Source organism: Candidatus Eisenbacteria bacterium (genome assembly GCA_035577985.1).
Lineage (GTDB): Bacteria > Desulfobacterota > Binatia > DP-6 > DP-6 > DATJZY01.
On sequence record DATJZY010000057.1, the window covers coordinates 69,318 to 86,321 of the forward strand.

The 17,004-nt window shown below is 72.0% G+C and carries 15 protein-coding genes; 13 read left to right on the forward strand and 2 right to left on the reverse strand.

What is annotated here, in order from left to right; translation table 11 throughout:
- Nucleotides 1–62: 62 nt before the first annotated feature.
- The gene (locus tag VMS22_09270; protein ID HXJ34214.1) at nt 63–452 is read right to left on the reverse strand and encodes a hypothetical protein; all 390 of its coding nucleotides are present in this window, start codon (nt 450–452) and stop codon (nt 63–65) included.
- Nucleotides 453–512: 60 nt separating this feature from the next.
- Nucleotides 513–1,379, reverse strand: coding sequence for a crotonase/enoyl-CoA hydratase family protein (locus VMS22_09275; GenBank protein ID HXJ34215.1), 867 nt, complete (start codon nt 1,377–1,379; stop codon nt 513–515).
- Nucleotides 1,380–1,439: 60 nt separating this feature from the next.
- Between VMS22_09275 and tilS the strand changes: the two genes are divergently transcribed.
- The 13 genes from tilS (at nt 1,440) to rnc (ending at nt 17,002) form a co-directional block, all read left to right on the forward strand.
- A complete protein-coding gene (gene tilS, locus VMS22_09280; GenBank protein HXJ34216.1) occupies nt 1,440–2,789 on the forward strand; it encodes a tRNA lysidine(34) synthetase TilS in 1,350 nt (449 codons plus the stop codon).
- A 70-nt stretch (nt 2,790–2,859) separates the two neighbouring features.
- Nucleotides 2,860–4,695, forward strand: a complete 1,836-nt coding sequence (gene ftsH / locus VMS22_09285) for an ATP-dependent zinc metalloprotease FtsH (protein HXJ34217.1) — start codon at nt 2,860–2,862, stop codon at nt 4,693–4,695.
- A gap of 54 nt (nt 4,696–4,749) precedes the next feature.
- The gene (gene cdaA / locus VMS22_09290) at nt 4,750–5,502 is read left to right on the forward strand and encodes a diadenylate cyclase CdaA (protein ID HXJ34218.1); all 753 of its coding nucleotides are present in this window, start codon (nt 4,750–4,752) and stop codon (nt 5,500–5,502) included.
- A complete protein-coding gene (locus VMS22_09295) occupies nt 5,499–6,536 on the forward strand; it encodes a CdaR family protein (GenBank protein ID HXJ34219.1) in 1,038 nt (345 codons plus the stop codon). Before cdaA ends, VMS22_09295 begins: the two co-directional genes overlap by 4 nt.
- On the forward strand, nt 6,533–7,891 hold the full coding sequence (gene glmM / locus VMS22_09300) for a phosphoglucosamine mutase (protein HXJ34220.1): 1,359 nt from the start codon (nt 6,533–6,535) through the stop codon (nt 7,889–7,891). Before VMS22_09295 ends, glmM begins: the two co-directional genes overlap by 4 nt.
- A gap of 8 nt (nt 7,892–7,899) precedes the next feature.
- Complete coding sequence (locus tag VMS22_09305) at nt 7,900–9,441, forward strand: NAD(P)H-hydrate dehydratase (protein ID HXJ34221.1); 1,542 nt, start codon at nt 7,900–7,902, stop codon at nt 9,439–9,441.
- A gap of 11 nt (nt 9,442–9,452) precedes the next feature.
- Nucleotides 9,453–9,920, forward strand: coding sequence for a tRNA (adenosine(37)-N6)-threonylcarbamoyltransferase complex ATPase subunit type 1 TsaE (tsaE, locus tag VMS22_09310; GenBank protein HXJ34222.1), 468 nt, complete (start codon nt 9,453–9,455; stop codon nt 9,918–9,920).
- Between the two features lie 17 nt (nt 9,921–9,937).
- Nucleotides 9,938–11,146: an aspartate kinase gene (locus VMS22_09315; protein HXJ34223.1), complete on the forward strand. Its 1,209-nt coding sequence runs from the start codon at nt 9,938–9,940 to the stop codon at nt 11,144–11,146.
- A 4-nt stretch (nt 11,147–11,150) separates the two neighbouring features.
- Nucleotides 11,151–12,770 (forward strand): citramalate synthase, encoded by a 1,620-nt coding sequence (gene cimA / locus VMS22_09320; protein HXJ34224.1) that lies wholly within the window; start codon nt 11,151–11,153, stop codon nt 12,768–12,770.
- Between the two features lie 8 nt (nt 12,771–12,778).
- Nucleotides 12,779–13,921, forward strand: a complete 1,143-nt coding sequence (locus tag VMS22_09325; protein HXJ34225.1) for a cysteine desulfurase family protein — start codon at nt 12,779–12,781, stop codon at nt 13,919–13,921.
- Nucleotides 13,918–14,994, forward strand: coding sequence for a tRNA 2-thiouridine(34) synthase MnmA (gene mnmA / locus VMS22_09330; protein HXJ34226.1), 1,077 nt, complete (start codon nt 13,918–13,920; stop codon nt 14,992–14,994). Before VMS22_09325 ends, mnmA begins: the two co-directional genes overlap by 4 nt.
- The gene (mtaB, locus tag VMS22_09335) at nt 14,991–16,313 is read left to right on the forward strand and encodes a tRNA (N(6)-L-threonylcarbamoyladenosine(37)-C(2))-methylthiotransferase MtaB (GenBank protein ID HXJ34227.1); all 1,323 of its coding nucleotides are present in this window, start codon (nt 14,991–14,993) and stop codon (nt 16,311–16,313) included. Before mnmA ends, mtaB begins: the two co-directional genes overlap by 4 nt.
- A complete protein-coding gene (rnc, locus tag VMS22_09340) occupies nt 16,310–17,002 on the forward strand; it encodes a ribonuclease III (GenBank protein HXJ34228.1) in 693 nt (230 codons plus the stop codon). Before mtaB ends, rnc begins: the two co-directional genes overlap by 4 nt.
- The last annotated feature ends 2 nt before the right edge of the window (nt 17,003–17,004 follow it).

Below are 17,004 nucleotides of genomic sequence, written 5' to 3' on the forward strand. Positions count from 1 at the left end.
AGCAGCGCGCGTTTGTCCAGTGAAATGTAGCTGCGGCTATCGCGAAGCTATCAGGCAGCCTGTCAATGTGCGACGCCGGGCTCGGACGGATCGTATTCGATGCGGATCACTTTGCCGCGACCGGCGCCCCACTGATTGCCGCCAGAGAAGATGATGCGACCCTTGCCCTTGTAGTAGGCGACGAAGCGCGACTGGTCCGGCCCGAAGTAGAAGGGGATGAACGCCTTCCCGGTGATGTACGCCTTGCTGGCGGTGGGCGGCCCGAGGATGCTGCCGACCTCCATCTCGGTCATGCCCTCGTGGATCTTCGCGAGCGGGGATCCCGCCGGCGGCGGGGGTCCCGCCGACTCCTTGCTCGGCTGCGTCTGCGCTTGCGGTCGCGGCTGCTCCTTCGCGCAGCCTGCGATCCCGATCGTCAACGCCACACCCACGACCAACAGTGCCCGTCCCATCCGCACCACCTCCGCCTCGCGGCGTGCCCTCTTACACGAGCGGGCGGAGAAGGGCCAGCGTCAGCGGCCGCCGGAACCGCGCGGCCGGCTGCCGTAGTCGCCGAACGGATCGTCGCGCTCGCGGACGGCCTGCCGGAATCCCACGGCCTCGGCGCGGCGGACGAAGTCGAGCCCCTCCTGCGTGTGGCGCGCGATGCCGTCGAACAAGGTGCCGAGGACGCGGGTCGACCCGAGTCCCATGTGCTCGGCGGTCTGGTTGCAGAGGAGCTTCAACATCACGAGCTGGTTCGTCGGCACCCGCGCCATGCGGCGCGCGAGCGCGCGGCCGCGCTCGAGCAGCTCGCCGTCGGGCACCACCTCCAGGATGAGCCCCGCACGCACGGCCTCGGCCGCGGTGATCTCGTCGCCGGTGAGGAGGTACCGCTTCGCCCGTTCGAGCCCCATCCGATAGACCCACATCGCGGTCGTCGGCGTGCCCCAGACGCGCGACGGCGGATAGCCGAAGCGCGCGCTCTCGGCCGCGACGATCATGTCGGCGCACAGAACCAGATCCGTTCCGCCCGCGATGCACCAGCCGTGGACGGCCGCGATCGTCGGCTTCTGCGCGTACCAGAGCTTCATGTAGGTGTCGACGAACTGCTTCATCATCCGGTAGTCGGCGACCGAGTCCCACACGCGCCCCCCGGCCGCGATGCGCGCCGACTCGTCGGCCTGTGCGGCCGTCGACCAGTCGAGGCCGTAGCCCGCGCAGAAGGCGGGCCCTTCGGCGCGCAGCAGGATCACGCGCACGTCGTGCGTCGCATCTGCCTCGTCGATCGCCTGTGCCAGCTCGTCGCGCAAGGCTGGTGTGATCGTGTTGTACTCGGCGGCGCGGGTGAGCACGATCTCGCGAACGCCGTCCTGCGTTTCGGTGCGAAGCGTCTGCATGCCGCAGCCTAGGCGAAAGGGAGGGTGGCTCGTCAACGGCGGGGGACGTAGGATCGCCGCGTGACCTCGTCGCTGCTCCGAGCGCTCGGCCGAGCCCTCACGGCGCCCGGCGCGCCGCGTGCCGGAGAGCACGTGCTGGTCGCGGCGTCGGGTGGGCCCGACTCGACGGCGTTGCTCACCGGCCTCGCCCACGTGGGTCCCGAGCGCGGCCTCGCGCTCTCGGTGGGGCACGTGGACCACGGGCTTCGCGGCGCCGAGAGCCGTGCCGACGCGCAGGCGGTCGAAGCCCTGGCCGAGCGACTCGGTCTGGCGTGCCGGGTCCGCGTGGGACCGATCGAGCCGGGCGGCAACCTCGAGTCACGCGCGCGCGCGGCGCGCCATCGCGCCCTCGCCGCGATGGCGACGGAGGCGGGGGCCTCGCGCATCGCGCTCGCCCACACCGAGGACGATCAGGTCGAGACCGTGCTCCTGCGCCTGCTGCGCGGCGCCGGCCGCCGGGGCCTGGGCGGAATGCCGGCCGTGCGCGGCCGCCTCTGGCGGCCGCTCCTGGCGGCGACCCGCGCCGACGTCCGGCGCTACCTCGCCGACCAGGGTCTCCCGTTCAGCGTCGATCGGACGAACGCCGACCTGCGGTACGCGCGCAATCGGCTCCGACGGCTCGTGATCCCGCTGCTGACGCGCGAGTTCAACCCTCGCCTGGGAGCCGCAGTGACGGCGCTCGCCACCCGGCTCCAGGACGAGGACGAGTTCCTGCGCAACGCCGCCGCGGTGCGCGCTGCGGCCCATTGCCGCGGTGACGCCCTGGCGACGACCGTCCTCGAAGAGCCCCCGGCGCTCGCCCGGCGCATCGTGCGGGCCTGGCTCGACGCCGCGTCGCCCCGCCGGACCACGGCGGCCGACGTCGAGCGCGTCCTTCGCCTCGCCGCGGGCGAGCATGGCGGCAACGTCGCCGTCCCGGGTCCCGGCCGCATCGTCCGCGAAGGGGACGTGCTGGTGCGGCGCGCCGGGCGCGATCCCGTGCGCCGGGCATTCCGCCGCGACGTCGTCCTGGGAGGGATCGTCGAGGGACCCGCGGGATGGCGTCTCGAGGTCTCCGGCCCGCGGCCACGGGGCGCCGAGGAGATGACGTCGCTCTCGGGCTCCGTCGCACGCTTCGACGCCGAGGCGCTCGCTCTGCCGCTCGTCGTGCGCTCGCCGCGCCCCGGCGATCGCATCCGCATCGCCGGCGTCGGCACCCGCAAGCTCCAGGACGTCCTCGTCGACGCCAAGGTGCCGCGCGAGCGCCGCCCGGAGGTTCCGGTGCTGGTGGACGCCACCGGAACGATCCTCTGGGTCGCCGGCATCGTGCGGGGTGCCGAGGCGCGCATCGGACCCGCGACCGGCCGGGTCATCGACATGACGCTGCGCTGAGGCCACAATCATTGCCGCTCGGAAACCCCTATGGTAGCGTCGAAACGCAGCTTCTGTGACTGAGGCCCCATTGACACCTGTCTCCCGCAATCTCGGACTCTGGCTCCTCCTCTTGCTCTTCGGGCTGTTCTTCTGGTCCATCGTGACCAAGCAGCAGCCGCGCGACACGGAGATCAGCTTCACGCACTTCGTGCAGGCCGTGGAGGAGAACAAGGTCGCCGAAGTGACCATCCAGGGCCAGCACGTCCGCGGCCGCTACCGCGACGAGCAGGGCCACGCCGGCGAAGCGTTCAAGACGTTCGCCCCCGAATACCCCGACCTCGTGCGCATGCTGCGCGAGAAGGGCGTCGACATCGAGGCCAAGCCCGAGGACAACGAGCCGTGGTACGTCGTGGCGCTCGTCCAATGGGCGCCCATGCTGCTCCTGATCGGCGTGTGGATCTTCTTCATGCGCCAGATGCAGGTGGGCGGCGGCAAGGCCATGTCGTTCGGCAAGAGCCGCGCCAAGCTCCTCACCGAGAACCAGCACAAGGTCACCTTCAGCGACGTCGCCGGCATCGAGGAGTCGAAGGAAGAGCTGGAAGAGATCATCGCGTTCCTGAAGGACCCGAAGAAGTTCACCAAGCTCGGCGGGCGCATCCCCAAGGGCGTCCTGCTGGTGGGGCCTCCGGGGACGGGCAAGACGCTCCTCGCGCGCGCCGTCGCCGGCGAGGCCGGCGTGCCGTTCTTCTCCATTTCCGGCTCGGACTTCGTCGAGATGTTCGTCGGCGTGGGCGCGTCGCGCGTCCGCGACCTCTTCGTCCAGGGCAAGAAGAACGCGCCCTGCATCATCTTCATCGACGAGATCGACGCCGTCGGCCGGCACCGCGGCGCCGGGCTCGGCGGCGGCCACGACGAGCGCGAGCAGACCCTGAACCAGCTCCTCGTCGAGATGGACGGCTTCGAGACCAACGAAGGCGTGATCCTCATCGCGGCGACGAACCGGCCCGACGTGCTCGATCCCGCGCTCCTGCGCCCGGGCCGTTTCGACCGCCGCGTCGTCGTCCCGCGGCCGGACGTGAAGGGTCGCGAGGGCATCCTGCGCGTCCACATGCGGCGCGTGCCCATCTCCGAGAACGTCGACATCTCGCTCCTGGCCCGCCAGACGCCCGGGTTCGCCGGCGCGGACCTGGAGAACCTGGTGAACGAGGCGGCCCTGCTGGCCGCCCGGCACAACAAGGAAAAGGTCGAGATGACCGACTTCGAGATCGCCAAGGACAAGGTGATGATGGGCTCGGAGCGGCGGTCGATGATCATCAGCGACAACGAGCGGCGCATCACCGCCTACCACGAGGCGGGGCACGCCCTGGTCGCGAAGCTCGTGCCCGGCACCGATCCGGTCCACAAGGTGACGATCATCCCGCGCGGCATGGCGCTCGGTCTCACGCAGCAGGTGCCGCTCGACGATCGCCATACCTACTCGCGCGAGTACCTCCTGGGCGACCTCGCCATCTTCTTCGGGGGCCGCGCGGCCGAGGAGCTCGTCCTGGGCAGCATCACCACCGGCGCCGGCAACGACATCGAGCGCGCCACCGACCTCGCACGCAAGATGGTCTGCGAGTGGGGCATGAGCGAGAAGCTCGGGCCGATGACCTTCGGCAAGAAGGAAGAGGAGATCTTCCTCGGCCGCGACTTCACTCAGCGCGTGGACTACTCCGAGACCACCGCCGTGCAGATCGACGCCGAGGTGCGCCGCATCCTCATGGACGCGTACGAGCGCGCGAAGCTGCTCCTACGCCGCAATCTCGAGGCACTTCACCGCGTCGCCGAGGCGCTGCTCGAGCGCGAGTCGCTCGACGGCAGCGAGATCGACGACATCCTGCAGACGCTCGGCGGCCAGCCGGGACCGGCGGCTGCCACCGCATAGGGTCGTGCGCCGGGCGCCGAACGGGGCTGCGGGAGACGGGGAGGCGGCGGCGCGATGAGTGAGCTACTGTTCTCGTTCCGCTGGCAGGACGGCGTCGACATCTTCCTGCTGGCGATCGGGATCTACTCCGCGATCCAGCTGATCCGCGGCACGCGTGCCGTCCCCATGCTGATCGGCCTCGGGATGGTGTACGGGCTCTACTTCCTGTCGGCGCAGTTCGAGATCTACACGGTCAACGTCCTCCTCAACTACCTCCTCTCGTGGTCGCTCGTCCTGTTCCTCATCGTCTTCCAGAACGACATCCGCCGCCTGTTGACGACGGTCGGCACGGGCCCGCTCTTCTCGCCGCGCGATCGCATGGCGCAGGGGCAGGCGGTTGAGGAGCTCGTGAAGGCGACGGCCCACCTCGCCAGCCGGCGCATCGGCGCGCTCATCGTGCTGCAGAACGAGGTCGGCCTCAACGAGTACATCGACGTCGGCACGCGGCTCGACGCGCGCGTCTCGCGCGAGCTGGTGACCAGCATCTTCCTGCCCGACTCGCCCATTCACGACGGCGCGCTCATCATCCAGCACGGGCGCATCACCGCGGCCGGCTGCTTCCTGCCGCTCACGACCAACCCGAACGTCTCGAAGACGCTCGGCACGCGCCATCGCGCGGCCATCGGGCTCACCGAGGAGACCGACGCCATGGTGATCGTCGTCTCCGAGGAGGACGGGACGATCTCGCTGGTCCGCGAGGGCACCATCACGCGCGACGTCGACGCGGCGACCCTGCGCACGACCATGCAGCGCCTCCTCATCGAATGAAGCTGCCGGCGCTGCGATCCCGGCGCTCGCCGCCGGACCCCGACGCCCAGCGCGGCCCCACGCCGCCGTGGCAGCGGCTCTTCCGGATCCCGCGCGGCCGCGAGCTGCGCGAGCTCCTTCGGCGGGATCCGGGCACGAAGCTCGTGGCGCTGCTGCTCGCGATCTTCCTGTGGTACTCGATCACCAAGACCGAGCGGGACGCCGAACGCATCATCGAGCTGCCGGTGTCGCTGCGCAACATCCCGGACGGCTTCGCCGTGAGCCAGCCGCCGACGAAACCGGTCAGCGTGACCTTGCGCGGCCCGCGCACGATCCTCGACAACGTCGACGAACGGAAGACCCGTCTCCAGGTGGGCCTCAAGCGCATCACCGAGCCGGGCGACCTCCGCGTCGACCTGAACGGCGCCATGCTGAACCCGGAGCTGCCGCGGTCGCTCAAGGCCGTGCGGTTCGATCCGCCGAGCCTCACGCTGCGTGCCGACAAGCGCACCATGCGCCGCCTGCCGGTGAAGCCGAACCTGGCGGGCTCTCCGGCGCTCGGCTATACGGTCACGGAGTCGACGGTGGCGCCGGACGTCGTCGAGGTGACCGGGCCGGCGCGGATCGTCGACGACTTGAAGCAGGTGACCACCGAGCCCATCGAGCTGCGCGGCGCGAGCGAGTCCGTCGACCGCAACGTCCTCCTCGATCGCCCCGATCCGGCCCTCACGTTCGTCCCGGACGTCGTGCGGGTCAGCGTCACGCTCCAGGAGAACCTCGTCTCGCGCGACTTCCCGCGCGTCCGGATCCTGGCGCCGGCGGGCGTCAGCGAAATCACCCCGGCGACCGTCGACCTGACGATCCGGGGACCGCAGCGCTTGGTGCACAACCTGAAGCTCCCCCCCGACGCCGTCACCGTCGACGTCGCCGATCTGCCGCCGGGCGTCCATGCGGGGGTCGGGCTCCAGGTGACGCTGCCCGAGGGCCTGAAGGTCGTCGAGCAGTCGCCCGACCGTGTGCGGGTGAAGGTGGCGGGGGAGGAGCAGCGCCAGTGAGCTCACGGCTGTTCGGAACCGACGGCGTACGGGGCATCGCGAACGTCGAGCCGATGACCTCGGAGACCGCGCTGCGGCTCGGGCGCGCCGTCGCCTACGTCAGCAAGCGCTCGCCGCACCGGCACAAGATCCTGATCGGCAAGGACACGCGCCTGTCCGGTTACATGCTCGAGACCGCGATGGCGTCGGGCATCTGCTCGATGGGCGTCGACGTCCTGCTGGTGGGGCCGCTGCCGACGCCGGGGATCGCGTTCTTGACGCGCTCGCTGCGCGCCGATGCGGGCGTCGTGATCTCCGCCTCGCACAATCCCTTCCAGGACAACGGCATCAAGTTCTTCAGCCCGGCCGGGTTCAAGCTGCCCGACGATCTCGAAGCCGAAATCGAGCGCCTCGTGCTCTCCGACTCGATCGACACCCTGCGCCCGACGGCGACCGAGATCGGCAAGGCGTTCCGCATCGACGACGCGGTGGGGCGGTACAACGTCTTCGCCAAGAACACGTTCCCGCGCCACCTCACACTCGACGGCGTCACGCTCGCGATCGACTGCGCACACGGGGCCGGCTACAAGGTGGCGCCCGAGGTCCTGGAGGAGCTGGGCGCGCGCGTCGTCGGTCTCGGCGTCGACCCGAACGGCGAGAACATCAACGCGAACGTCGGCGCCCTCCACCCCCAGAGCCTGCAGGAGGCCGTGAAGCTCTCGGGTGCGCAAGTCGGGATCGCGCTCGACGGGGACGCCGATCGCTGCATCCTCGTCGACGAGCGCGGCGAGGTCGTCGACGGCGACGACATCCTGGCGATCCTCGCCACCGAGCTGCACGCGCGCGGCGAGCTGAAGCGTGGCGCGCTGGTCGCGACGGTGATGAGCAATCTCGGCCTCCACACGGCGCTGCGCGAGCGCGGCATCACCATCGTCACCACGCCGGTCGGCGACCGCTACGTCGTCGAGGAGCTGGTGAAGGGCGGCTACAACCTCGGCGGCGAGCAGTCGGGCCACATCGTGTTCCTGGACCACAACACGACGGGCGACGGGCTCATCACCGCGCTCGCCGTGCTGGCGCTGCTGGTGGAAAAGGGGCAGCCCCTCTCGCAGCTCCGCAAGGTGATGACGCGCTTCCCGCAGGTCCTGGTGAATCTCCGGGTCGCGAGCAAACCGGACGTGACATCGCTCCCGAAGGTGGCCCAGTGCGTGGCCGAGGCCGAGCGCACGCTCGGCGAACGGGGCCGCGTGCTGGTCCGCTACTCCGGCACCGAGCCGCTCCTGCGGGTCATGATCGAGGGCGAGCGCGAGCCGCAGATCCGGACGCTCGCCGATCGCATCGTCGACGCCGCGCGGGACGCGATCGGCGAGCGGTAGCCGGTCGGATGCGCCTCTGCACCGCGGCGCAGATGCGTGCGCTCGATCAGTGGACGATCGAGCATGGGACGCCGGGGCACGTCCTCATGGAGCGCGCCGGGAAGGGTGCGACGCGGGTGCTGCGCCGAAGCCTGCCGCGCGGACGCACCGTGGTCGTCTGCGGGCGCGGCAACAACGGCGGCGACGGCTTCGTGATCGCGCGCCATCTGCGGCGCGCCGGTGCCGCCGTCGAGGTCTGGCTCGCGGGTTCACCCAAGGCAGTCCAGGGCGATGCGGCGCGCATGCTCGCGGCGTGGCGGCGCGCCGGGGGGCGGGTGCACGAGTGCACCACCGCCGCGGACGTGGCGGCGCTCCGGCGCGGGCTCGAACGCGCCGCCGTCGTCGTCGATGCGCTGCTGGGAACGGGTCTCAACGCGCCGGTCGCGGGACTGCACGCCGAGATCATCGACGCGATGAACGGCGCCGGGCGCCCCATCTTCGCCGTCGACATCGCCTCCGGCCTCTCGGCGGACACGGGACGCCCCCTCGGGACGGCGGTGCACGCGACCCTCACCGCGACCTTCGGCCATCCGAAGGTCGGACAGCATCTGTATCCGGGCATCGAGCACACTGGGACCCTCGAGATCGTCGACATCGGCCTGCGCGACGAGGGCCTCGCGACCATCGGGCCCGCGGTGGACCTGCTCGAAGCTGGAGAGGTCGGGCGCCTGCTCCCGCCCCGACCGCGCGGCGCCCACAAGGGCACGTTCGGACACGTGCTCGTGATCGCAGGTTCGCGGGGCAAGAGCGGCGCGGCGCTGCTCGCGGCCGAAGCCGCGGGGCGCGCCGGCGCCGGCCTGGTCACGCTCGCCAGCGCGGCCGCGCTCCAGCCGGTGCTCGAGGGCCACGTGCGCGAGGCCATGACGGCCTCGCTCCCCGACGGACGCGACGGCACGATGGCGCTCGGCGACGGCATCGCGCTCACGCGCCTCCTCGAGGGCAAGGCCGCGGTGGTCTGCGGCCCCGGCGTCGGCGCGAATTCCGACACTCGCATCCTGGTCGCGGCGATCGCGCGCACCGCGCGCGCGCCGCTCGTCGTCGACGCCGACGGTCTCAACTGCGTCGCCGGGACGAGCGTGCTCCGCGAGCGGCCTGCGGCGACGGTCGTGACGCCCCATCCGGGCGAGATGAGCCGCCTGCTCGAGATCACGATCGCCGAGGTGCAGGCGGACCGGCTGCGCGTCGCGCGCCAGCTCGCGGCCCGCGATCGGATCGTGGTCGTGCTGAAGGGCGCCCGTACGATCGTCGCCGCGCCCGACGGTCAGGCCGCGGTCGTTCCGACCGGGAATCCCGGCATGGCGAGCGGCGGGACCGGCGACGTCCTCGCGGGCATCGTCGGCGGGCTCCTGGCCCAGGGGCTCCAGCCCTTCGACGCCGCCCGCCTGGGCGCCTTCGCGCACGGCCTCGCCGGCGACCGGGTGGCGCTCCGCCAGGGCGAGACCGGGCTGCTGGCGCACGACCTCCTGGACGAGCTGCCGCCGACGCTTGCCACGCTCCAGTCCGCCGTCTAGCCCGGACGGGCATGCTGGTCCGTGAGGTCGAGACGACGTCCCCCGAGGAGACCGAAGCCCTCGCCGAACGCCTGGGGCGGACGGCAGAAGGGGGCGAGGTGGTCGGCCTCGAAGGTGAGCTCGGGGCGGGAAAGACCTGCTTCGTGCGGGGGCTCGCCCGCGGCCTCGGCGCCGATCCCGACACGGTCGCGAGCCCCACGTTCGTCATCGCGACCGAGTACCGCAGCGGCCGCCTGCCACTCCATCACGTCGACCTCTATCGCCTTGAGCCGCCGCTGGCGGATACGCTATTCCTACGCGAGGTGCTCTACGGCGCGGGAGTCGCGGCCGTCGAGTGGTTCGACCGGCTTCTCCCAGCGGCGGGGAACGACGTGCTCCACGTCACCCTTTGCCACGGCGACGGCAGCCGCCGGGCGATCCGTCTCGCGGCTCACGGCTCACGGCACGAGCGATGGCTCGGGCGCGCCCTCGGCACCTGAGCGCGGCGGCGACGGGAATGGCATTGATCGTACAAAAGTTCGGCGGCACCTCGGTCGGCGACGTCGACCGCATCCGCACCGTGGCCCGCCGCGTGAAGCAGACCCGCGAGCAGGGGCACGACCTCGTGGTGGTGGTGAGCGCCATGGCGGGGGAGACGAACCGGCTCCTGGAGATGGCCCGGTCCGCCGCCCCGCGCCCCGACGAGCGGGAGAGCGACGCCCTGGTCTCGACCGGCGAGCAGGTGACGGCCGCGCTGACCGCGATCGTCCTCCAGGGCATCGGCGTGCCGGCGCATTCGTTCCTCGGGCATCAGGTGCGCATCGAGACCGACAGCGCGCACGGGCGCGCCCGCATCCGCCGCATCGACGGGGAGCAGATCCGCGCCACGCTCGGCCGCGGCGCCGTCGCCGTCGTGGCCGGGTTCCAGGGCGTCGACGAGCACGGCAGCATCACGACCCTCGGGCGCGGGGGATCGGACACGAGCGCAGTCGCGCTCGCCGCGGCGCTCAAGGCCGACGTCTGCGAGATCTACACCGACGTCGACGGGGTCTACACGGCCGACCCGCGCACCGTGCCGACCGCGAGGAAGCTCGACCGCATCAGCCACGACGAGATGCTCGAGCTGGCGAGCCTCGGCGCCAAGGTGCTGCAGATCCGGTCGGTCGAGTTCGCCAAGCGCTACGGCGTGAAGGTCCACGTACGCTCCTCGTTCAACGAGAACGAGGGTACGTGGGTCGTCGAGGAGGATCCGAGCATGGAAGAGGTCACCGTCGCCGGCGTCGCCGCCGACCTGAACCAGGCGAAGCTCACGCTCGTGCGCGTGCCCGACCGCCCCGGCGTCGCGGCCCACGTTTTCGGGCCGGTCGCGTCGGCCGGCATCGTCGTCGACATGATCATCCAGAACGCGAGCGCCGACGGCACGACCGACCTCACCTTCACCGTGCCGCGCGACGACTACGACAAGGCCAAGGGCGTCCTCGAGCGCATCTTGCAGGAGATCGGGGGCGAGGGCGTCCGCGGCGATCTCGGCGTCGCCAAGGTGTCGATCGTCGGGCTCGGCATGCGCACCCACGCGGGCGTCGCGGCGCGCATGTTCGAGGTGCTGGCCGCCGAGGGCGTGAACGTACAGATGATCTCCACCTCGGAGATCAAGATCTCGGTCGTGATCGACGCCAAGTACGTCGAGCTGGCGCAGCGCGCCCTGCACGAGGCGTTCATCGCGTAGTCGCATGCGGAAGATCCAGCTCTACGACACGACGCTGCGCGACGGTTGCCAGTCGGAGGACGTGAACCTCACGCTCGACGACAAGCTGCGCGTGGCCGAGCTGCTCGACGACCTCGGCATCCACGTGGTCGAGGGCGGCTGGCCGGGCTCGAACCCGCGCGACGAGGAGTTCTTCCGCGCGGTGAAGAAGCTCCGGCTCCGGCACGCGCGCATCGCCGCGTTCGGGTCGACCAAGCGCGCGGGCGTGCGGGCCTCCGAGGATCGGAACCTCCAGCTCTGCGTGCGCGCCGACACGCCGGTCGTGACCATCGTCGGCAAGACCTGGGACCTGCACGTGAAGGACGATCTGCGGATCGCACTCAAGGCGAACCTGGAGGTCATCGCCGAGTCGGTGGCGTACCTGAAGAAGCACACCGACGAGGTGGTGTTCGATGCGGAGCACTTCTTCGACGGGTACGCGGCGAACCCCGAGTACGCGCTCGCGTGCCTCGCGGCCGCGGCCGAGGCGGGCGCGGGCGTGCTGTGTCTCTGCGACACGCGCGGCGGATCGCTCCCGTCGGCGGTCGCCGCGGCCGTCGACGCCGCGCGGTCAGCCATCGAGGGGACGCCGCTCGGGATCCATTGTCACAACGACTGCGAGCTGGCGGTCGCCAACTCTCTGGCCGCGGTCGAGCACGGTTGCGCGCAGGTGCAGGGCACGATCAACGGCTTCGGCGAGCGGTGTGGCAACGCGAACCTCGTCTCGATCATCCCGACGCTGCAGCTCAAGCGCGGCTACCAGTGCGTCTCGGCCGCGCAGCTCCGCAAGCTCGCCCACGTCTCGCGCACCGTCTACGAGCTGGCGAACCTCGAGCCGAGCAAGCGCCAGGCGTACGTCGGGCAGAGCGCCTTCGCCCACAAGGGCGGGCTGCACGTGGCGGCGGTCCAGAAGAACGCCGAGACCTACGAGCACATCGATCCGGCCGTGGTCGGCAACACGCAGCGCGTGCTCATGTCCGACCTCGCCGGGCGGTCGAACCTGCTCGCCAAGGCGGCGGAGTTCGGGATCGACCTCTCGAGCGACGGGCCCGTCGTCCGCACGCTGCTGCAGGAGGTGAAGGACCTCGAAGCGAGCGGCTACGCCTACGAGGGTGCCGATGCTTCGTTCGAGCTCCTCATGCGCAAGGCCCTCGACGGCGAGCGCGCGCAGTTCTTCCGCCTGATCGGCTTCCGCGTCATCGACGAGAAGCGCCACGAGGGCGAGCCGTCGATCGCGGAGGCGACGATCCAGCTCGAAGGACCCGACGGGCAGATCGCGCACACCGCGGCGCAGGGGAACGGCCCCGTGCACGCGCTCGACCAGGCGCTACGGAAGGCGCTCGGCAAGTTCTACCCCGAGGTCGAGGACATCCGCCTGCACGACTACAAGGTCCGCGTTCTCGGCAGCAGCGAGGGGACGGGCGCGCTCGTCCGTGTGCTCATCGAGTCGGGCGACGACGAGCGCCGTTGGACGACGGTGGGCGTGTCGCACAACGTGATCGAGGCCTCGTGGCAGGCCCTCGTCGACAGCGTCGACTACAAGCTGCACCGCTCGCGGCGGGCCCCGGTGCGGCGCAAGCGGACGGCGGACGCGCCGCGGGCGTAGGGAGCGCGGTGCGGATCTACCTCGACCACAACGCGAGTGCGCCGCTGCGACCCGAGGTGCGCGCGGCGATGATCGACGCGCTCGGCGCGACCGGCAATCCGTCGAGCGCCCACCGCGAGGGCGCGCATGCCCGGATGCTGGTCGAGCGGGCGCGCGCCGAGGTCGCGGCGCTCGTCGGCGGCGAGCCGAGCGAAGTGATCTTCACGAGCGGCGCCACCGAAGCGAACAACCTGGCGCTGCGCGGCACCCTCGCTGCCAGCGGACGCCGTGGGCTCGTCACCACGGCCATCGAGCACGCGTCGGTCCTCGAGACCGCACGCGAGCTGGCCGCGGGCGGCGCGCCGCTCGCCGTGGTCGGCGTCGACGCCGAGGGACACGTCGCCGTCGCCGACGTGACTGCCGCGTGCACGGCCGATACCGCGCTCGTCAGCGTCGGCCTCGCCAACGGCGAGGTCGGGTCGGTGGCGCCGGTCGCAGCGATCGCCGCCGGGCTCGCCGGGCGCGGCCTCGTCGTCCACACCGACGCCGCGCAGGCGGCCGGCCGCCTCCCGATCGACACCGGGGGCCTCGGCGTCGACCTGCTCTCGCTCTCCGCCCACAAGCTGGGTGGGCCCACCGGCGTCGGCGCGCTCTGGGCGCGGCGCGGCTGCGCGCTGCGCGCGCAGTCGACCGGCGGGTCCCAGGAGCGCAGACGTCGCGCCGGGACGGAGAACGTCGCCGGGATCGTCGGCTTCGGCGTCGCCGCGCAGCTCGCACGCGCCGAGCTGGCGGCGGCCGGCAGCCGGATGGCGGCACTGCGTGACCGCCTGTGGGAAGGACTTCGCGCGGCGCTGCCGGACATCGTGCGCAACGGCCCGGCCGGCGAGCCCCGGCTCCCCAACACCCTCAACGTCACCGTCCCGCGCTGCGAGGGCGAGAGCTTGCTCGTGCTCCTCGACCTCGAAGGCGTCGCGGCCTCGCTCGGCTCGGCCTGCGCGGCGGGCGGCGCCGAGCCGTCGCACGTGCTGCGGGCGATGGGGCGGAGCGAGGCCGAGGCGCGCAGTGGCCTTCGCCTCTCCCTGGGGCCGGCCACGACCGACGCCGAGATCGATCGTGTCGTCGCCGTCGTGCCGCGCCTGGTGGCGCAGATCCGCCGGGGCGCAGCGGCATGAGGCGCGAACGGATCGTGGTCGCGATGAGCGGCGGGGTCGACAGCTCGGTCGCGGCCGCGCTGTGCGTCCAGGCCGGCTACGAGGTGATCGGCGTGTCGCTGCGCCTGGCGCCCGACGGCGAGGGGAGCTGCTGCTCGCTCGACGACTTCCTCGATGCGCGCGCGGTCGCCGACCGGCTCGGGTTCCCGCACTACGTGTTCGATCTGCGCGACCTCTTCGAGCGCCGCGTCGTCCAGCCGTTCGTGGACGACTATCTCGCCGGCCGGACGCCGAATCCCTGCACGCGCTGCAACCAGCACGTGAAGTTCGACTGGCTCTGGCAGCGCACCCGCGAGCTCGGTGCGACCAGGCTCGCAACCGGGCACTACGCCCGCATCGCCCGCGATCCCGCGACCGGACGCCCGGTCCTGCGCGCGGCACGCGACCCGCTGAAGGATCAGTCCTACTTCCTCTTCACGCTCACGGCCGACGTGCTCGCGCACACGCTCTTTCCGGTCGGCGAGATGCCGAAGGACGAGGTGCGCGCCGTCGCGACCAGGCTCGGTCTTCCGACCGCCGCCAAGCCCGAGAGCATGGAGGTGTGCTTCGTGCCGCGCGGCGATGCCGGCGCGTTCGTCGCCGGTCGCGCCCCGGCGGATCGGCTTCGCCCCGGCGTCGTCCTCGACGAAGCGGGGGCGGTCGTCGGGCGCCACGACGGCGTGCATCGCTTCACGGTCGGCCAGCGCCGCGGCCTCGGCTTGGGCGGTGGGGCGCGGCGTTACGTCCGCGCGATCGATGCGGGCTCGGGGACGGTGACCGTGACGGACGCCGCCGGCCTCCGCTCGCGCGGTCTGGTCGCGCGCGACGTCACGTGGAGCGCGGGCAGGGCGCCCGGGACCGACGTGACGCTCGGGGTCCGGATCCGGCATCGCCATCCGCTGGTGGCCGGGCGCATCGTCGACACGAGCGAGCGGACGGTAACGATCGCGTTCGAGGACGACGGCCCGGCGGTGACGCCGGGTCAGGCCGCGGTCGTCTATCGCGGCGACGTCGTGCTGGGCGGCGGGTGGATCGTCGGGGAGCTCGCCGCATGACGCCCCGGGTGGCGATCCTGACCCTCGGCTGCAAGGTGAACAGCTACGACACGGCCACCATCGGTGACCGGCTGCGCGAGGCCGGCTGCACGATCGTCGGCGAGGACGCGCCGGCCGACGTGGTGATCGTCAACTCCTGCACGGTGACGGACGCTGCCGACGCGGAGAGCCGGCGCCTGGCGCGGCGCGCGCGGCGCGAGAACCCGGATGCGCGCATCGTCCTGACCGGCTGCTACGCGCAGACGCAGCCGCAGGGCGCCGCGGCCGTCGAGGCGGTCGACTGGGTCGTCGGCCCGAGCCGCCTGGAGCGCCTGGTCGAGGTCGTGACGGCCGCGCGGCCGGCGGTGCCGCGGGTGGAGGTGGCGAGCAGCCGGCGCCTGCGCAGCGTCAGCACCTTCGGCGCACGTACCTTCCCTGGGCAGACGCGGGCGTTCCTGAAGGTCCAGGAGGGCTGCGATCTCTTCTGCACGTTCTGCATCGTCCCAATGGCGCGCGGCCGGAGCCGCAGTCTCGCGCCGCGCGACGTGCTGCGCGAGATGGAGGGGCTCGCCGCGGCGGGGTTCCAGGAGGTCGTGCTGACCGGCGTCCACCTGGGCGGCTACGGCGAGGACCTCTCGCCGCGCACCGACCTCGTGTGGCTGGTCGAGGCGCTCGCCGAGCAGGGGCTGTTCGTGCGCATCCGTCTCTCGTCGATCGATCCGCACGAGGTCACCGAGCGGCTCCTGCGCGTCATGGCTGCCGCCCCGTCGGTCTGCCCGCACCTCCACGTTCCCCTCCAGGCGGCCGACGACGGCGTGCTCGGGCGCATGCGCCGCCGCTACGACCGGGCGCTCGCCGCCGAGCGCCTGGCGATGGTGCGCGAGCTCCTCCCGGACGCGTCGATCGGGACGGATCTCATCGCCGGGTTCCCGGGCGAGAGCGACGCGGCCTTCGAGCGCACGCTCGCCTTCGTCGAGGCGAGCCCGATCACCTATGCACACGTCTTCCCGTACTCCGTGCGCACCGGCACGACGGCCGCGAAGCTCGACGGCAAGGTCGACCCGCCGGCGATCCGCGAGCGCGCCCGCCGCCTGCGCGTCCTGGGCGATCGCAAGCGCGCCGAGTTCGCCCGCCGCTTCGACGGCACCGACGTCGAGGTCCTGGTCGAGAACACGCGCGACCCGCAGACCGGCGCGCTGCGCGGCTACACCCGCAACTACCTGCGGGCCCGGCTCGATGGACCGGATGGGCTCATGGGACGCCGCGTGACCGCGACGCTCGCCGTCGGCGCGCGCGGGAGCGTCGAGGCACGCGTGCGACCGGACGACGCCGCCGCATGAGTGACGACGCGCGCGCGGCACTGGAGGCGGCGCTCGGCCACCGCTTCGCCCGCCCCGAGGCGCTCGAGGTGGCGCTCACGCACCGGTCGGTCGGCGACCGCACGCACAACGAAACGCTGGAGTTCCTGGGCGACGCGGTCTTGTCGCTCGCGATCTCGGATCTCCTCATGCGCGAGTTCTGGGCCGCGCGCGAAGGCGACCTCTCGAAGATGCGGGCGAGCCTGGTGAACGCCGAGCGCCTCGCGCAGAAGGCACGCGCCATCGATCTCGGGCATTGGCTGCGGCTCGGCAAGGGCGAGGAGCGCAGCGGCGGCCGCGAGAAGGAGAAGATCCTCGCCGCCGGCTACGAGGCGGTCCTCGGCGCCGTCTACGTCGACGGCGGCTACGAGGCCGCCCGGCGGGTCGTGGAGGCGCACTTCGCGGCCGAGCTGCCGCACGATCGCGAGCCGCCGGGCCAGCGCGACTACAAGACGCGCCTCCAGGAGCTGACGCAACGGCTGTACAGGGAGATGCCCATCTACACGCTCGTCGACGAGCGCGGGCCCGACCACGAGAAGGAGTTCGTGGTCGAGCTCGCCGTCGGGGGACGCGTGTACGGCCGGGGGGTCGGGCGGAGCAAGAAGCTGGCGGAGCAGGCGGCCGCGATGAAGGCGCTCGTGTCGCTGGACCGTACGGAGGGCGACGGGTAGGT

What these genes read in the sequence shown, in the direction of transcription:
- VMS22_09315 (HXJ34223.1), top strand. Translation starts at nt 9,938, where the DNA reads ATGGCATTGATCGTACAAAAGTTCGGCGGCACCTCGGTCGGCGACGTC.
- cdaA (HXJ34218.1), top strand. Translation starts at nt 4,750, where the DNA reads ATGAGTGAGCTACTGTTCTCGTTCCGCTGGCAGGACGGCGTCGACATC.
- mnmA (HXJ34226.1), top strand. Translation starts at nt 13,918, where the DNA reads ATGAGGCGCGAACGGATCGTGGTCGCGATGAGCGGCGGGGTCGACAGC.
- rnc (HXJ34228.1), top strand. Translation starts at nt 16,310, where the DNA reads ATGAGTGACGACGCGCGCGCGGCACTGGAGGCGGCGCTCGGCCACCGC.
- VMS22_09295 (HXJ34219.1), top strand. Translation starts at nt 5,499, where the DNA reads ATGAAGCTGCCGGCGCTGCGATCCCGGCGCTCGCCGCCGGACCCCGAC.
- VMS22_09305 (HXJ34221.1), top strand. Translation starts at nt 7,900, where the DNA reads ATGCGCCTCTGCACCGCGGCGCAGATGCGTGCGCTCGATCAGTGGACG.
- VMS22_09275 (HXJ34215.1), bottom strand. Translation starts at nt 1,379, where the DNA reads ATGCAGACGCTTCGCACCGAAACGCAGGACGGCGTTCGCGAGATCGTG.
- cimA (HXJ34224.1), top strand. Translation starts at nt 11,151, where the DNA reads ATGCGGAAGATCCAGCTCTACGACACGACGCTGCGCGACGGTTGCCAG.
- mtaB (HXJ34227.1), top strand. Translation starts at nt 14,991, where the DNA reads ATGACGCCCCGGGTGGCGATCCTGACCCTCGGCTGCAAGGTGAACAGC.
- VMS22_09270 (HXJ34214.1), bottom strand. Translation starts at nt 452, where the DNA reads ATGGGACGGGCACTGTTGGTCGTGGGTGTGGCGTTGACGATCGGGATC.
- tsaE (HXJ34222.1), top strand. Translation starts at nt 9,453, where the DNA reads ATGCTGGTCCGTGAGGTCGAGACGACGTCCCCCGAGGAGACCGAAGCC.